This window comes from Streptomyces sp. NPDC090442, from assembly GCF_044769405.1.
GTDB lineage: Bacteria > Actinomycetota > Actinomycetes > Streptomycetales > Streptomycetaceae > Streptomyces.
In genome coordinates, this window is sequence record NZ_JBIVXW010000002.1 from 1 (window position 1) to 13,731 (window position 13,731).

A 13,731-nucleotide genomic window follows, 5' to 3' on the forward strand; every position below is an offset into this window, starting at 1 on the left:
CGGCAACGCCGCAGGGGGTCCCCCCGCGCCCTTTAGGCGTGGGGGAGTGCGTGCCAGACGCCGCGACGCCGCGGAGATCCGTCAGAAGCGCCCTAGCGCCCGATCTCCCAGGCGAACGGCGGGAGTTCGCAGGCCCGGACGTAGATGTCCAGGGCCTGGGCGGCGGGGACGAAGGGGTGGACGCGGGCGCCGTCGAGGCCGGGGAGCAGCCGGGCGCAGTGCTGGACGCAGCCGGCGACCTCCCGGCCGTGCCGGTCGACGAGGGTGGCGGCGTCGGGCGGTCCGTCGCACGGGGTCGGGTCGGCGGGCGCGGCGGCGGGGCAACGGTGGAGGCCGCCCGTCGGGGCGACCGGCGGGACGCTCGTCTGCTGCTTCATTGCGATCCCCCCAGGGCGTGCGCGGTCAACGGGCGCGGCACCGGCGGTGGCGGTGGCCGGGCGCGGCCTCCGGTGCTCAGCACAGTGGCTGCTCGTCGCGACGGGGGTCCATGCGGCCTTGGGCAAGACCTGGGCCGATCGTCAGCGATTCATGGACAAGCTGCCGGGAGGGCTTTCGCGGCGCCCGTCGGGTGGCGGGACGACCAGGGGGTCCAGCAGCAGCGCGAGGGCGAGCAGGGCGGCGGCCAGCAGCCAGCCGGCCAGCACGTCGCCGGCCCAGTGGACGCCCAGGTAGACCCGGGTGAGGCCGACGCCGACGGCCCACAGGGCGAGCAGCGCGCACCAGGGGCGGCCGGTACCGGGGCGGACGCGGCGCAGCACGCCCCAGGCCAGCAGGCCGGCGGCCAGCGCGGAGGTGGTGGAGTGGCCGGAGGGGAAGGAGTAGCCGGTGGCGACGCCGATCCAGCCCGCGGCCGGCGGCCGGGGGCGGGCGAGCAGCTCCATCAGGCCGTAGCGAACGGCCTGGCAGGCGGCGAGGACGAGCACCGTGCCGGCCGCCGCGCGGAGCCGACCGCGGGCGTCGCGGGCGGCCAGCAGGCCGGCGAGCAGCGCCATCAGGTAGGGGACGACGCCGGTGCCGGTGGCGGTCAGGGCGCTCGCCAGGGAGCGCAGCGGCTCCCCGCGGTGGGCCAGCGCCCAATGCAGCGCGCCCCGTTCGGGAGCGAACGGGGCGCCGTGCCGCGCGGCCGTGGTCACGGCCAGGGCGGCGAAGAGTGCGGCGAAGACGGCCGCCAGGACGAGCAGGTGCCTCGGGGGCACACCGAAGCGCGGGCCGGTGGCCGGCTCCGGCGGCGCCCCCGAGGGCGTCACCGGGGGGATACCAGGGGGCGCAGTGGGGTCTCCAGTACGCGTTCGACGAGCGGGGCGGCCCGCCGGGCGAGCGGCATCAGGACCGCGGCCACCAGGGAGCCGACGATCAGGCCGACCAGCACGTCGTGCGGGTAGTGGGCGCCGACCCAGACCCGGGAGGCGCCCATCAGCAGCGCGGCCGGGATGGCGATGGCGCCGAGCCGGCGGTCCAGCAGCAGCAGCGCGATGGCCGCGGAGGCGGCGATGACGGAGTGGTTGCTCGGGAAGGACCAGTCGCCCAGGGGCGGGCACGGCTCGACGGTGGTGACGCTCAGGGTCTGGCAGGGGCGCTGTTCGTGGAAGAAGCTCTTGATCACGTCGTTGGCCACGTAGGCCAGGACCACGATGACCGGGACGGCCAGCGCCATCGCCATCGTCACGGGGGCGGGGTACCGGCCCTCCCCCGGGCCCAGCCGGCGGCGGGAGCTGCCGCCGAGCCGCTGCCGGGCGCGCCACCAGCCGGCCAGCATCAACAGCGCGAAGACCCCCAGCCCGAAGTCGGTCCAGTAGGAGACCAGGACGTTGAGGAAGTGCGGCATGTCCTGGGCGAAGCCGGTCACGGACTTGTACAGGCCGCCGTCGATCGAGGCTCCGCCGAGGGCGAGGTCGGTCACTGGGCTTACTCCTTGGCGGGTCGATGCGTGGTGCGTGGGCTGGAGCTACCGGGCGGTCTCGATGGGTGTCGACCGCCGGTGTGCACCAGCAAGTGTGCCGGGTCGTTCAGGGTGCCGGTGGCGCGGTGGCGTGATCCGGCGCATCGGCGGGCTCCTCGTCCGGCCCGCCGGACGGGCGCCGCCGCCGGGAACGCAGCACTTCCAGCGCGATCGGGGTCAGCGATGCCAGGACCACCAAGCCGACGACGGGCAGCAGGTAGCGGTCGACGTTGGGCACCGACGAGCCCAGCGCGTATCCCGCGAAGGTGAGGCCGAACGTCCAGATCAAGCCACCGGTGATCTGCCAGAGGGCGAAGGCGCGGGCCGGGACGTTCAGGGCGCCGGCGAGCGGGTTGAGCACGGTGCGGACGATCGGCACGAAGCGGGCCAGCACGATCGCCTTGGCGTGGCCGTAGCGGGCGAGGTACTCCTCGGCGCGGGCGGCGCCCTCCTGCAGCTTGCGGGAGCGGCCGCGGGCGAGCAGCGCGCGGCCGCCGCGGCGGCCGATCCAGTAGCCGGTCTGCGAGCCGAGGAGCGTGCCGACCGCCGCGGCGGCCAGCACCTGCGGCAGGGCGAGGTGGACGGCGCCGCCGACGCCGGGCGCGCACAGCAGCCCGGCGGTGAACAGCAGCGAGTCGCCGGGCAGGAAGAAGCCGACCAGGAGGCCGGTCTCGGCGAAGAGGACGACGGCGACCCCGAGCGCGCCGAAGGCGGCGAGCAGGGAGCCGGCGTCGAGGATGTTGACCGCCTGGGTGACGGTGTCGACGTGCAGTGCAGCGGCCGCTACGGCCATGTCAGTGGCCCCTCCCATAATGGGTTGTGGGCCTGCCGAAGCGGCGGACCCACCGTCTACAGTTCCGTAGACGGTCTACGGAACTGTAGACGACGGAAGGGTGGAGGCCGTTCCATGTCGGAGACACCACCCGCACAGCGCCGCCCCGCCGGCGAGCTGGAGGCGAGCGTGCTGGCGGCCCTCTGGGCGGCCGACGGCCCGCTGACCCCGGCCGAGGTGCAGGGCGAACTGGACGGCCGGCTGGCCCGGACGACCGTCACCACCATCCTCAGCCGGCTGCACGACAAGGGCGCGGTCTCCCGCACCCGGGCCGGCCGCGGCTTCGCCTACTCCCCGATACACGACTCCGCCGGGCTCACCGCCCGGCGGATGCGCAGCGAGCTGGACAAGCAGGACGACCGCACCACCGCGCTCGCCCGCTTCGTCTCCGAGCTGACCACCGAGGACGAGCGGCTGCTCCGCGCGCTGTTGGACGAGGTGGAGCCGGGGGGCGCGGCCGCCGGCGGCGCGGTCCCGTACGGCGCCGACGACGGCCACCACCCCGACCCCGGGACCACGCCGTGATCTTCGCCGTCTGGGTCCCGCTGCTGATGCCGCTGCTGGCGGTGCCCGCCGCCCGCCGGCTCGCCGAGTCGCTGCCGCCGCGGGCGGCGGCCTGGCTGCTGACCGGCTGCGCCGCCGTGCTCGCCGTCTGCACGGCCGCGGCGCTCGGTCTGCTCGCGGTCGCCGGGGCGCTGCGGCTGCCGCCGGTCGCCGCCTTGGGCCACCTCCAGCGCGGACTGCCGGGCACCGACGCGGTGGTGACCGTCCCGGCCGCCCCGGTCGCCGGGGCGCTGCTGGCCTGCGGCGTGATCGCGGTCGCCCGCCGCGCGCTGCGCCACCGCGCCGAGCTGCGCGCCGCCCGGCGCACGGCCGACGGCCACGCCGTCGCCGGCGACCTGTGCGTCCTGCCGGACGCGGTGCCCGACGCCTACGCCCTCCCCGGGCGCCCGGACCGGGTGGTGGTCACCGCCGGGATGCTGCGCGCGCTGCCGTCGGCCGAGCGGGAGGCCCTGTTCGCCCACGAGCGCGCCCATCTCGCCGGCCGCCACCACCTCTTCCTGCTGACCGTCGCACTGGCCGCGGCCTGGCACCCGCTGCTGCGCGGCCTGCGCGCCCCGCTGGCGTACGCGCTGGAGCGCTGGGCGGACGAGGCCGCCGCCTCCCGGGTGGGCGACCGTCAGCTCACCGCCCGCGCGATCGGCCGCGCCGCGCTGGCGACCCGCACGCACCCCGCGGCCCCGCCCCGCCCCGGCCCCGCGCTCGCCGCGACGACCGGCCCGGTCCCCCGTCGCGTCGCCGCCCTGCTCAGCCCCGAGCCCCCGACGGCCCGCCCCCGCCGCCGCGCCGTCCTCGGCGCCCACCGCCTGGTAGCCGCCGCCCTGCTGGCCTGCGTCGCCTTCTCCGCGGCGGGCGCGGTGGACGCCGCGGCCGACCTCCACCAGAACGTGGAAACGGCCCAGGGGGAGCATCCGGGGCGGTAGGGCGGGACACCTGGCGAAGGGCAGCCCCGCCGCTCCCCACCCGGTGCCCGGACCGTACGGCACCCCTCGGGCACCCGGACGAGCCCGTCAACTCCCGGCCGCCGCCCGGCCCTTGGCGCCCAGCGGGCAGGCGACACCCCGTAACGCCCCCGGGCGGCGGGCGTCGCGGCCGCCCGCTCATCCGCCCGCGCCCCCGGCCGCCTCCGTCCCTTCGACGGCCGGCTCCGGGGCGCACTCCGCGACCGTGAAGCCCAGGCGGGCGCCGCCGCCGGGACGGGGAGCGGCGAAGGCCCGGCCGCCGTGGGTCAGGGCTATCTCGCGGACGATGGCCAGGCCCAGGCCCGAGCCGGGGAGGCCGCGGGCGGCCGGGGCGCGGTAGAAGCGGTCGAAGACGTAGGGCAGGTCGCACTCGGCGATGCCGGGGCCGCGGTCGAGGACCTCGACGCGGGCCCCGGCGACCACCACCTCGATCGGCGCGGTCCCGTCGGCGTCGAACTTGGCGGCGTTCTCCAGGAGGTTGCCGACGGCCCGGTGCAGGGCGGCCGGGCGGCCCGCGACCACCGCCGGGCGGTCGGTGCGCACGGTGATCTCCCGGCCGGTGCGCCGGCGGGTCGCGGCGGCCGCCCGCTCGACGACCTCGGCCAGGTGCACCTCGGACGCCGGGTCGTCGCCGTGCCGCCCGGCGGCCAGCGCGACCAACTCGTTGACCAGGTCGGTCAGTTCGCGGGCCTCGCCGGCCAGGTCGGCGAGGAGCTCCTCGCGGGCGTCCGGCGGCAGCTCGTCGAAGCGCTTGAGCAGCGAGATGTTGGTGCGCAGCGAGGTCAGCGGGGTGCGCAGCTCGTGCCCGGCGTCCTGGACGAGCCGCTGCTGGTCGCGGACCGCGACATTCAGCCGACCGAGCATGTCGTCGAAGGCCCGGCCGAGCCGGGCGACCTCGTCCCGGCCGGCCACCGGCACCTGCACATCGACCCGGCCGTGCCCGGCGACGCTCTCCGCGGCCGCGGTCAGACGGACCAGCCGCCCGGTGATCCGGCGGGCCAGCCACCAGCCGACGGCCCCGGCCAGCGTGATCACCCCGGCGGCCAGCAGCACGGTGCGCTGCTGGAGCGCGGCGAGCAGGTCCTCGGTGCCGCTGAACTTCTGGGCGACCTGGACGGCGCCGCGGCCGCCGCCGAGCGCCACCGTGGCGACGTGGTACTCCGTCTCGCCGACGACGGCGACCCGTTCCGCGAAGCGGCCGGCCTCCCGCTGGGCGGCCAGGCGGCGTTCGCCGTCGCCCACCGGGAGCGCGGGGCGCCCGGCCTCGGCGATCCGCCCGTCGGCGGTGAGGACCTGGACGTCGGTGCGGGTGGCGCCGGTCAGTTCGTCCCGCGGTCCGCCGGGGTCGCGGCCGGGGCCGGTGGCGTAGTCGGCAACGGTGTGCGGCTCCTGTTGCACCTGGGCCCGCAGGTCCCGGACGACCTCGGTGAAGAACGACTTCTCGTCCATCCGCACCAGCCGGGCCGCCGCGTCGTAGCTGAGGAACCCGACCAGCACCGTCACCCCGGCGGCGCCGGCGGCGAAGGCCAGCGCGAAGGAGGTGCGCAGGCTGGCCGGCTTACGGGCGCGCAGCCAGGCCGCCAGCCACCGGCGGGCCCGGTGGGCCCCCGGCGGCCGGGCGGACGGACCGCGGCGCCCAGACACCTCAGTCCTCCCGGAGGACGTAGCCGACGCCGCGCACCGTGTGGATCAGCGGCCGGCTGCCCGGCACGTCCACCTTCCGCCGCAGATAGCCGACGTAGACCGCGAGGTTCTTCGAGCCGGGTCCGAAGTCGTAGCCCCATATCCGGTCGTAGATCGTCGAGTGGTCCAGGACGATCCCGGCATTCCGGGCCAGCAGCTCCAGGAGCTCGAACTCGGTGCGGGTCAGCTCCAGTTCGCGCTCCCCGCGCCAGGCGCGCCGCGAGGGGCCGTCGATCCGCAGGTCGGCCGCCTCGACGACGCCGCTCTCCGCGGCCCGGGCGTCGTACCCCTCGCCGGGCCCGGTGCCGTCGGCCGCCCGCGCCGGCGGCTCCGCGGTGCGCCGCAGCAGCGCCCGCAGCCGGGCGAAGACCTCCTCGATCTCGAACGGCTTGACCACGTAGTCGTCGGCGCCGGCGTCCAGGCCGGCGATCCGGTCCGCGGTCTCGACCCGGGCGGTGAGCATCAGGATCGGGGTGCGGTCCTGTTCGGCGCGGAGCACCTGGCAGACCTGGAGCCCGTCGATCCCCGGCATCATCACGTCCAGCAGGATCACGTCCGGCCGCTCGCGGTGGGCGGCGGCCAGCGCCTGGATGCCGTCGGCGACGGCGGTGACGCGGTAGCCCTCCAGGGTCAGGGCGCGTTCCAGCGCGGTGCGGATGGGGCGGTCGTCCTCGGCCAACAGCACGGAGTGGGTCACCCGGCAAGTCTGCCAAGGCCCCTTTCCCCGGGTGCGGCTCCCCCCGCGCGGCCGGCCCCCGCCGGGCGCTTTCTTACCGCGCTCTCACCCTCGCTTACCGGCCTCTCACCCGGGACACGCCCTCGGCTTACCCGCTCCCGGGACGGTGGCCGGTGCCGGACGGGCCATCCACGGGACCGGACGCGACCGGCCGGCCGACGTAACGACGGCCCGGCGCCGAGGGGGCACGGCGCCGACACCGACACCCGTGGCCGCGTCCCCGGAACACCTCGCAGAGACCCCGCACGACACCCATGAAGATCACGTTCCTGCTGCACAACGCGTACGCCGTCGGCGCCCCCCTGCGCGCCACCCTCGCGCTCGCCGCCGCGCTCGCCGACCGCCACGACGTCGAGCTGGTCTCGATGCTGCGCCACCGGGAGGTCCCGCGGTGCGCGGTGGACCCCCGGCTGCGCCTGGTGCCCCTGGTGGACACCCGGGTGGGCAGCGACGACATGGCGCACCCGCTGTTCGGCGCGCCCGCGCTGGACTTCCCGCGCGCCGACCGGCACCACCACCAGTACAGCCGGCTGGTCGACCTGCGGGCCGCGGAGTTCCTGCGCGGCACCGACGCCGACGTCCTCATCGGGACCCGGCCGGGCGTCAACGCCTACCTGGCCCGCTTCGGCCCCCGCCGGGCCCTGCGGATCGGCCGGGTGCCGCTGCGGTACGACGCGCACGGCGCCCCGCTGCTGGCCGAACTCGTCGGCCCCTACCGGGCGTTGGACGCACTGGTCACCACCACCGAGGCGGAGGCGGCCCGTTGGCGGGCGCGGCTGCCGCTGCCCGGCGTGCGGGTGCTGGCGGTGCCGACCGTCGTCCCGCCGCCGGACGCCCCGCCGACCGGCCCGGGCGCGGAACCGGCGGCGGCCCGCGCGGCGGAGCACGGCGCGCCGACGCTCGTCGCCGCCGGCCCCCTCGTCCCCGGTGAGCGCTTCGGCCTGCTCGTCGAGGCGTTCTCCGCGGTCTGCGCCCAACACCCGGACTGGCGGCTGCGGATCCACGGCGAGGGCCCGGAGCGCGCCCGGCTGCGCAGCCTGATCGACGGACTGGGGCTGGCCGGGCGGGCGGAGTTGGCCGGGCCGCGGACGCCGGACGGGGCGGAGTTCGCGGGCGCGACGCTCGCCGCGTCGGCCTCCGACGCGGAGGCGTCCGGGCCGGCTCTGGTCGAGGCGATGCGGCGCGGCGTCCCGGTCGTCGGCACCGGCCGGCCGCCCGGCCCGACGGAGCTGCTCCAGGGCGGCGGCGGGGGCGGGGTGTTGGTGCCGTGCGACGACGGACGAGCCCTGGCCGGGGCGCTGTTGGAACTGGCCGGGGACCCGGAACGGCGCCGGGCGATGGCCGCGGCCGCGCTGGAGAGCGCCCGCCGGCACGGCCCCGGGCCGGTCGCCGAGCGCTACCGGGCGCTGATCGCGGAGCTGCGCGCCACCCGCCGGGCCCGGTTCGTCCGCCGCGTGTTCAGCCTGGCCCTCGCCCCGGCACCGGCCCGCAGAAACGAACGACACTGAAACGACCGGACGAACGGGACGGGTCCACCCACCCGTCCCTCCCACCCCACACATCCCAACCGCGCCTCGCGTCACCAACTCGCCGGCGCCGTCGGGAACTTCGGCGCGGCAATCTGGCGTCTCCGGTCGTGAACATGCTGAACTGCTGAAGGGGCGACTGCCGCTTCGCGCAGATGACGCTTCGCTTTTCCGTAGGTCCGACGGCAGGAGGCCGCTCATGCTGCACGGTGTCGATGTCAGCTCCTACAACACCGGATATTCCGCCACGGGACTGGACTTCGTCCTGATCAAGGCGACCGAGGGCCGCTCCTACGTCAATCCGCACCAGTCGGCGCAGGCGGCGCGGGCCCGCGAGGCGGGGGCCGTGGTCGGCTTCTACCACTTCCTGTGGCCGGGCAACATCGCCGCCCAGGCCCGCTATTTCGTGGAGAAGTGCGCGTCGGTGCACGGCGACATCCTGGCCGCGGACTGGGAGACCACCGGCGCCGGCTCCTACGCCAGCAACGCGCAGAAGGACCAGTTCCTCCAGGAGGTCAAGAAGCTGCGCCCCACCCACCGGGTGCTGCTCTACTGCAACCGCGACTTCTGGCTGCACCGCGACACCACCTCGTACGCCGCGGACGGGCTGTGGATCGCCGACTACGTCGCGGCCGGACACCCGCGGATCAAGGCGAAGTGGCGGATCCACCAGTACACCGACACCCCGCTGGACAAGAACGTCGCCACCTTCGGCAGCAGGGCCGAGCTCAAGAAGTGGGCGCACCCCGCCTAAACTTCTCGGGCAGTACCCCGATACGCCTGGCCGACACTCCGCGTGACCCGATCCCGCGGTGGGGGAACAGCGCGTGACGAAGAGCGTGAAGGAGCACCCGTGACGGACCCGGCGGCCAAGGCCCTGCAGCAGGAGATAGCCCAGGAACTCCAGGTGACCGCGGAGTTCGACGCCGCCCGGGAGATCGAGCGCCGGGTGTCCTTCCTCACAGCGCAGCTCACCTCCACGGGGCTGCGCTCCCTGGTGCTGGGGATCAGCGGCGGGGTCGACTCCACCACCGCGGGTCGGCTCTGCCAGCTCGCCGTGGAGCGGGCCCGCGCCGAGGGGCACGACGCGACGTTCTTCGCGATGCGGCTGCCCTACGGGGTGCAGGCGGACGAGAAGGACGCCCAGCGGGCGGTGGACTTCATCCGCGCCGACCGCCTGCTGACCGTCGACGTCCGACCGGCCAGCGATGCCGCGCTGGCCTCCGCGCTGGCCGGCGACGTCGCCTTCCGCGACGCCCACCAGCAGGACTTCGTGCACGGCAACATCAAGGCCCGCCAGCGCATGATCGCCCAGTACACGGTGGCGGGCGCGGAGGCCGGCCTGGTGGTGGGCACCGACCACGCCGCCGAGGCGGTCTCCGGCTTCTTCACCAAGTTCGGCGACGGCGCGGCCGACGTGGTCCCGCTGACCGGGCTGACCAAGCGCCGGGTGCGCGCCGTCGCCCGGGAGCTGGGCGCCCCCGCCGAACTGGTCGAGAAGGTCCCGACGGCCGACCTGGAGACCCTCGACCCGGGCAAGCCCGACGAGGACGCGCTGGGTGTCAGCTACGACCAGATCGACGACTTCCTGGAGGGCGAGCCGGTCGAGGAGGCCGCGTTCGAGGCGATCGTCCGGCGCTACCGCCTCACCGCCCACAAGCGGGCGCTGCCGATCGCCCCCTGACAGCGCGGGCGGGCTACCGCGCCCGCCCGGCACCGTCCCGTCACACGACGGCCAGGCGACGGTCATCGCCACGGTGCTAAACCATGGCCCGCAGCGGGCATGCATCCGGCCATGGGAAGCCACGAAGTGCGATCGGAAGATCAATTGTCAGTGGGGCCGCCTACTCTCCACGGTATGGGTGACGCACGCCTGCACGAACTCCAGACCGCGCTGACCGCTGCCTCCGACCTCGCCTCCGCGCTGCACTCGGCGCCGACCCGGCAGGACGCCGACGAGCTCGTCGACGTCCTGCGCCGGGCGCTGACCGCCGCCAGCTCGCTGGGCGAAGCCACCCCCGGCCCGACGGGCTGCGCCCTGCATCCCCACGGCGCGGTGGACCCCCTCCACGGCGACCCCGAGGACCCGCTGCCCCCGGGCTACGGCAAGTGCCTGCTGTGCAACGACCGCAGGCGCCGGGCGGACGCCCACCCCGGGCACGTCCGCCCGATCGCCCGCCGGCGCCCGCACCTGGACTGGCACCGGCGGCTCAGCGCCTAGGGTGGGCCCGCGCGGCTAGCCGGACGCGCCGTCGGAGCCGTCGGACTCCGCCGCGCCGGGTCGACCCGCGGCGTCCCGTTTGCGGTCCGGGCGCAGGGCGATCCAGCCGAGCACGGCGGCGACGGCCAGCGCGGCGACCGCCAGCAGGACCGCGTTCGGCACGGCGTTGCCCAGTTGGGCCGCCCACTTCTCCACCCGCATGTCGGAGTCCGCGTCGACGATCCCGGGCAGCGCGCTGGTCCCGTTGAAGGTCAGGAACAGCACGCCGATGCCGATGAAGAACAGGCCGGAGACCACCGACGTGGTGTGCAGCCGCAGCCGGCCGAGGGCGAACTCGCGGCCGCGCAGCCAGCCCCGGGTGCCGAGCCGGAAGCGGTCCCAGAGCAGGGCGAGCACGAACAGCGGCAGCGCCATGCCCAGCGCGTAGACGGCGAGCATCGAGGCGCCGTAGACCGGGGAGCCGCTGACCGCGGTCACGGTCAGCACCGAGCCGAGGATCGGCCCGGCGCAGAAGCCGGCCAGGCCGTAGACGCAGCCGAGCAGGAAAGTGGACAGGGCGGTGCGCGGGGTTATCCGGGCGGCCGCTTCCTGCGCGCGCCGGGAGGCGAAGCCCAGGCCGACGATCTGCGCCAGGCCGAGCGCGATGACCAGCCAGCCGCCGACCGCGATCAGCAGGTCGCGGTTGCCATTGAACAGCTTGCTGGCGGCGGTGCTGGCCGCGCCCAGCGGCACCAGGGTGGTGGCCAGCCCCAGGTAGAACACCCCGGTGCGGGCCAGCAGTCGGCCGGGACTGGCCAGCGAGTAGGCGAAGAACGCCGGGAGCAGCAGGGCGCTGCACGGGCTGATCAGCGCGAGCGCCCCGCCGAGGAACGCGGCGAGGTAGCCGATGTCGCCGGTCACTTGCCGGCCCCCGCGCCCTTGTGGCGCGCGCTCGCGGCGGCCTGCTCGATGGTCTGCTCGAAGAGCCGGGTCTCCTGCGCGCCGGCGATCGGCCGGCCGTTGACCAGGAAGGACGGGGTGGACTGCACGCCGATCTGGTAGCCCTCCTCCTGGTCCTTCTTCAACGCCTGCTCGGCGGCCGGGGAGTTCAGGTCGGTGCGGAATTTGTCCAGGTCGGGCACGCCGGCGGTGCGGGCCAGCTCGACCAGCTTGTCCTCGGCGAGCGCGTCGCCCTTGCGGGTCTTGGCGTAGAGCTCGTCGTGCAACTGCCAGAACTTGCCCTGCCGGCCGGCGGCCCAGGAGGCGCGGGCGGCGCGCTCGGAGTCGGCGCCGTAGATGGTGAAGTTGCGGAACTCGATCCGCAGGGTGCCGTCGTCGACGTACTTCTTGACCAGGTCGGGCTTGGTCTCGCGGTTGAAGCGGCCGCAGAACGAGCACTGGTAGTCGGCGTACTCGACCAGGACGACCGGGGCGTCGGGCTTGCCGAGGGCCAGCGGGTCGCCGGCGGTGCGGCGGCTGGTGCGCTTGGCGAGGTCGTCGTACAGCTTCTGCTGGCCGTCGTCCTCCTGGGGCGTGACGGAGGCGGCGGCGCCGGGGGCGGTGCCCCGGTCGTTCTCGACGGCCTTGCCGACCGCGACGGCGACGGCGATCACCGCCACCACCAGCGCGAGGACCGCGCCGACGGCGGCGAGTTTGCGGGCAGGGGAAGCGGAAGCGGGCATGCGAAAGCTCCTGTGGTGCAAAAGGGGTGTACGGGAGGGGAAGGCCGGGCGGGACGGCCTATATCCGCAGTACGGGCAGGAGCGCGGTGTGGTCCGTGGCCGGATCGCCGTCGGTGGGTGGGCGGGCCAGGGCGAAGGTCCGGGGGAGGTCGGCGGCGAGCGGCCCGGGGCCCGTGGCGTCCGGGGCGAGCGGCTCGGCGCGGTGCGGGGCCGGCAGCGGGGCGGCCTCGCCGGGGCTCGGCGCATGGCGGCCGGAACAGTGCTTGACGCCGTCGGCCACCGCGATCGGGGCGGTGGCGGCCGGCGCCGCGGCGGACGCGGTGGTCGGGCCCGCGAGGGCGCCGCGCCAGATGTCGGCGGCCGCGGCGGCGCGGCCGGCCAGCCACGCCTGGTCGCCGCCGATCCGGCAGAGCAACGGGCCGAACGCCACCGCGAGGAGGAGCAGCAGGGTCAGCGGCGCGGAGCGGCGCAGTCGGCGCATGGTCCCTCCCCCTCGGTGTCGGTCCGTGTCGTATGGGTCCGTGTCATTCGGAACGTCCCATCCTACGGACCGCCGGCGGCGGGCGACCGCGAACGGCGGCGGTGGCATACCTCACCCCGGCACGCCCCTCATTTGATGGTGAGTTGTCGAGATATTTCCTCTTTGTCGGCTTTGGTCGGCGGCGGGGCGGCCTGCGATAGTCGTCCGCGGCGACCCCCCGTTGGCGCGGGTGCGGTCGCGTCCGGCCGCGCGGGCCACCCCCTTCCGCCCGCCGACGGCCGGGAACCGGGGCTCGCCCCGCGGCATCCCGCGGGACGGCCCCGGTCCCGTTCGCGAGGGGAACGCGCCGGCGGTCAGCGGTCGGTGACCCGGATCTCGAACCAGGTCGTCTTGCCGCGCGGCAGCAGGTCCACGCCCCAGCGGTCCGAGAGCTTGTCGACGAGGAAGAGCCCGCGCCCGCTGACGTCCATCGCCTGCACCGGCATCAGGCAGGGCAGCCCGCGCGAGGGGTCGCGCACCTCCACCCGGATCCAGCCACGGCGGCGCAGTATCCGCAGCCCGAACGTCCGGGCGCCGGTGTGCCGCACGGCGTTGCCCACCAGCTCCGAGACCAGCAGCACGGAGTGCTCGGCGAGTTGGGGCGTCAGCGACCACTGCGTGAGGAGGATGGCGGCGGTCAACCGGCGCGCGATGCGGGCGGACTGGGGGCGCGAGGGGAGCCTGACCTCGCCCAGGGTCGGGTCGCCGACCAGGTCGAGCCCGACGGGCACCGCTCCGGCCGGGGCCGGGGGCGACTGCCCCTCCGCGCCGGGAATCCCCCAGCGTGCGGCGGCCGTTCCGCTCCGCGGCCGCGGCTGCTCCGTTCCATCCAGGCCCGCCATGCCCCCATCATGACCGCTCGTCAGCGCGTTGGGGGGCGGAACCTGTGGAATCCATTGTCCGGAATCACCGGCTCCGCGCCGCCCGCGCGACATATGCCAACGGCAGCGGAAGGCCGGCACCACCCCGCTGACCTGCGGCGCTCTCGTGTGGGCGACGACGGCTCAACGGCCGCCGGCGGGGCCCTATTACGGTGTACCGAGCGTTTCCGCAATTCGCCCACACGAGGCATGGCGTACCGGCCACTTCA

16 protein-coding genes are annotated in these 13,731 nt (G+C 75.7%); 6 read left to right on the forward strand and 10 right to left on the reverse strand.

Annotated features, from left to right (window positions below; genetic code table 11):
* Positions 1-92 precede the first annotated feature (92 nt).
* From ACIQU6_RS01835 to ACIQU6_RS01850, 4 genes are all read right to left on the reverse strand, one after another.
* Positions 93-377, reverse strand: a complete 285-nt coding sequence (locus tag ACIQU6_RS01835) for a hypothetical protein (RefSeq protein WP_403479658.1) — start codon at positions 375-377, stop codon at positions 93-95.
* Positions 378-518: 141 nt separating this feature from the next.
* Complete coding sequence (locus ACIQU6_RS01840; RefSeq protein WP_403479659.1) at positions 519-1,247, reverse strand: phosphatase PAP2 family protein; 729 nt, start codon at positions 1,245-1,247, stop codon at positions 519-521.
* Positions 1,244-1,900: a phosphatase PAP2 family protein gene (locus ACIQU6_RS01845; RefSeq protein WP_403479660.1), complete on the reverse strand. Its 657-nt coding sequence runs from the start codon at positions 1,898-1,900 to the stop codon at positions 1,244-1,246. The genes ACIQU6_RS01840 and ACIQU6_RS01845 overlap by 4 nt, the downstream gene beginning before the upstream one ends.
* Before the next feature lie 106 nt (positions 1,901-2,006).
* A complete protein-coding gene (locus ACIQU6_RS01850) occupies positions 2,007-2,732 on the reverse strand; it encodes a DedA family protein (RefSeq protein ID WP_403479661.1) in 726 nt (241 codons plus the stop codon).
* A gap of 114 nt (positions 2,733-2,846) precedes the next feature.
* Here ACIQU6_RS01850 and ACIQU6_RS01855 point away from each other — a divergent pair, with 114 nt between their 5' ends.
* Both ACIQU6_RS01855 and ACIQU6_RS01860 read left to right on the forward strand, forming a co-directional pair.
* The gene (locus ACIQU6_RS01855; RefSeq protein ID WP_403479662.1) at positions 2,847-3,296 is read left to right on the forward strand and encodes a BlaI/MecI/CopY family transcriptional regulator; all 450 of its coding nucleotides are present in this window, start codon (positions 2,847-2,849) and stop codon (positions 3,294-3,296) included.
* Positions 3,293-4,255 (forward strand): M56 family metallopeptidase, encoded by a 963-nt coding sequence (locus tag ACIQU6_RS01860; RefSeq protein WP_403479663.1) that lies wholly within the window; start codon positions 3,293-3,295, stop codon positions 4,253-4,255. The genes ACIQU6_RS01855 and ACIQU6_RS01860 overlap by 4 nt, the downstream gene beginning before the upstream one ends.
* Positions 4,256-4,432: 177 nt before the next feature.
* Here the strand turns inward: ACIQU6_RS01860 and ACIQU6_RS01865 are convergent, their stop codons facing one another.
* Positions 4,433-5,938, reverse strand: coding sequence for an ATP-binding protein (locus tag ACIQU6_RS01865; protein WP_403479664.1), 1,506 nt, complete (start codon positions 5,936-5,938; stop codon positions 4,433-4,435).
* Between the two features lies 1 nt (position 5,939).
* Complete coding sequence (locus ACIQU6_RS01870) at positions 5,940-6,674, reverse strand: response regulator transcription factor (RefSeq protein WP_403479665.1); 735 nt, start codon at positions 6,672-6,674, stop codon at positions 5,940-5,942.
* A 293-nt stretch (positions 6,675-6,967) separates the two neighbouring features.
* On the opposite strand from ACIQU6_RS01870, the gene ACIQU6_RS01875 reads away from it, so the two are divergent.
* From ACIQU6_RS01875 to ACIQU6_RS01890, 4 genes are all read left to right on the forward strand, one after another.
* The gene (locus ACIQU6_RS01875) at positions 6,968-8,221 is read left to right on the forward strand and encodes a glycosyltransferase (RefSeq protein ID WP_403479666.1); all 1,254 of its coding nucleotides are present in this window, start codon (positions 6,968-6,970) and stop codon (positions 8,219-8,221) included.
* Positions 8,222-8,438: 217 nt separating this feature from the next.
* The gene (locus tag ACIQU6_RS01880; protein WP_403479667.1) at positions 8,439-8,993 is read left to right on the forward strand and encodes a GH25 family lysozyme; all 555 of its coding nucleotides are present in this window, start codon (positions 8,439-8,441) and stop codon (positions 8,991-8,993) included.
* 99 nt (positions 8,994-9,092) lie between these two features.
* Positions 9,093-9,923, forward strand: a complete 831-nt coding sequence (gene nadE / locus ACIQU6_RS01885; RefSeq protein WP_403479668.1) for an ammonia-dependent NAD(+) synthetase — start codon at positions 9,093-9,095, stop codon at positions 9,921-9,923.
* 174 nt (positions 9,924-10,097) lie between these two features.
* The gene (locus ACIQU6_RS01890) at positions 10,098-10,460 is read left to right on the forward strand and encodes a hypothetical protein (RefSeq protein WP_403479669.1); all 363 of its coding nucleotides are present in this window, start codon (positions 10,098-10,100) and stop codon (positions 10,458-10,460) included.
* A gap of 15 nt (positions 10,461-10,475) precedes the next feature.
* On the opposite strand, the gene ACIQU6_RS01895 is transcribed toward ACIQU6_RS01890, so the two are convergent.
* The 4 genes from ACIQU6_RS01895 to ACIQU6_RS01910 all read right to left on the reverse strand — a co-directional run bounded on the left by ACIQU6_RS01895 (position 10,476) and on the right by ACIQU6_RS01910 (position 13,483).
* Positions 10,476-11,360: a cytochrome c biogenesis CcdA family protein gene (locus ACIQU6_RS01895; RefSeq protein ID WP_403479670.1), complete on the reverse strand. Its 885-nt coding sequence runs from the start codon at positions 11,358-11,360 to the stop codon at positions 10,476-10,478.
* Positions 11,357-12,121 (reverse strand): DsbA family protein, encoded by a 765-nt coding sequence (locus ACIQU6_RS01900; RefSeq protein ID WP_403479671.1) that lies wholly within the window; start codon positions 12,119-12,121, stop codon positions 11,357-11,359. Before ACIQU6_RS01900 ends, ACIQU6_RS01895 begins: the two co-directional genes overlap by 4 nt.
* A 58-nt stretch (positions 12,122-12,179) precedes the next feature.
* Positions 12,180-12,602 (reverse strand): hypothetical protein, encoded by a 423-nt coding sequence (locus tag ACIQU6_RS01905; RefSeq protein ID WP_403479672.1) that lies wholly within the window; start codon positions 12,600-12,602, stop codon positions 12,180-12,182.
* 353 nt (positions 12,603-12,955) lie between these two features.
* Positions 12,956-13,483 carry an ATP-binding protein gene (locus ACIQU6_RS01910; RefSeq protein WP_403479673.1) on the reverse strand — a complete coding sequence of 176 codons (528 nt, stop codon included), beginning with the start codon at positions 13,481-13,483 and terminating at the stop codon, positions 12,956-12,958.
* Positions 13,484-13,731 lie beyond the last annotated feature (248 nt).

Excerpts from the sequence above, each read along its gene's own strand:
- ACIQU6_RS01835 (WP_403479658.1), bottom strand. The coding sequence starts at position 377 with ATGAAGCAGCAGACGAGCGTCCCGCCGGTCGCCCCGACGGGCGGCCTC.
- ACIQU6_RS01850 (WP_403479661.1), bottom strand. The coding sequence starts at position 2,732 with ATGGCCGTAGCGGCCGCTGCACTGCACGTCGACACCGTCACCCAGGCG.
- ACIQU6_RS01855 (WP_403479662.1), top strand. The coding sequence starts at position 2,847 with ATGTCGGAGACACCACCCGCACAGCGCCGCCCCGCCGGCGAGCTGGAG.
- ACIQU6_RS01875 (WP_403479666.1), top strand. The coding sequence starts at position 6,968 with ATGAAGATCACGTTCCTGCTGCACAACGCGTACGCCGTCGGCGCCCCC.
- ACIQU6_RS01880 (WP_403479667.1), top strand. The coding sequence starts at position 8,439 with ATGCTGCACGGTGTCGATGTCAGCTCCTACAACACCGGATATTCCGCC.
- ACIQU6_RS01890 (WP_403479669.1), top strand. The coding sequence starts at position 10,098 with ATGGGTGACGCACGCCTGCACGAACTCCAGACCGCGCTGACCGCTGCC.
- ACIQU6_RS01900 (WP_403479671.1), bottom strand. The coding sequence starts at position 12,121 with ATGCCCGCTTCCGCTTCCCCTGCCCGCAAACTCGCCGCCGTCGGCGCG.
- ACIQU6_RS01905 (WP_403479672.1), bottom strand. The coding sequence starts at position 12,602 with ATGCGCCGACTGCGCCGCTCCGCGCCGCTGACCCTGCTGCTCCTCCTC.
- ACIQU6_RS01910 (WP_403479673.1), bottom strand. The coding sequence starts at position 13,483 with ATGGCGGGCCTGGATGGAACGGAGCAGCCGCGGCCGCGGAGCGGAACG.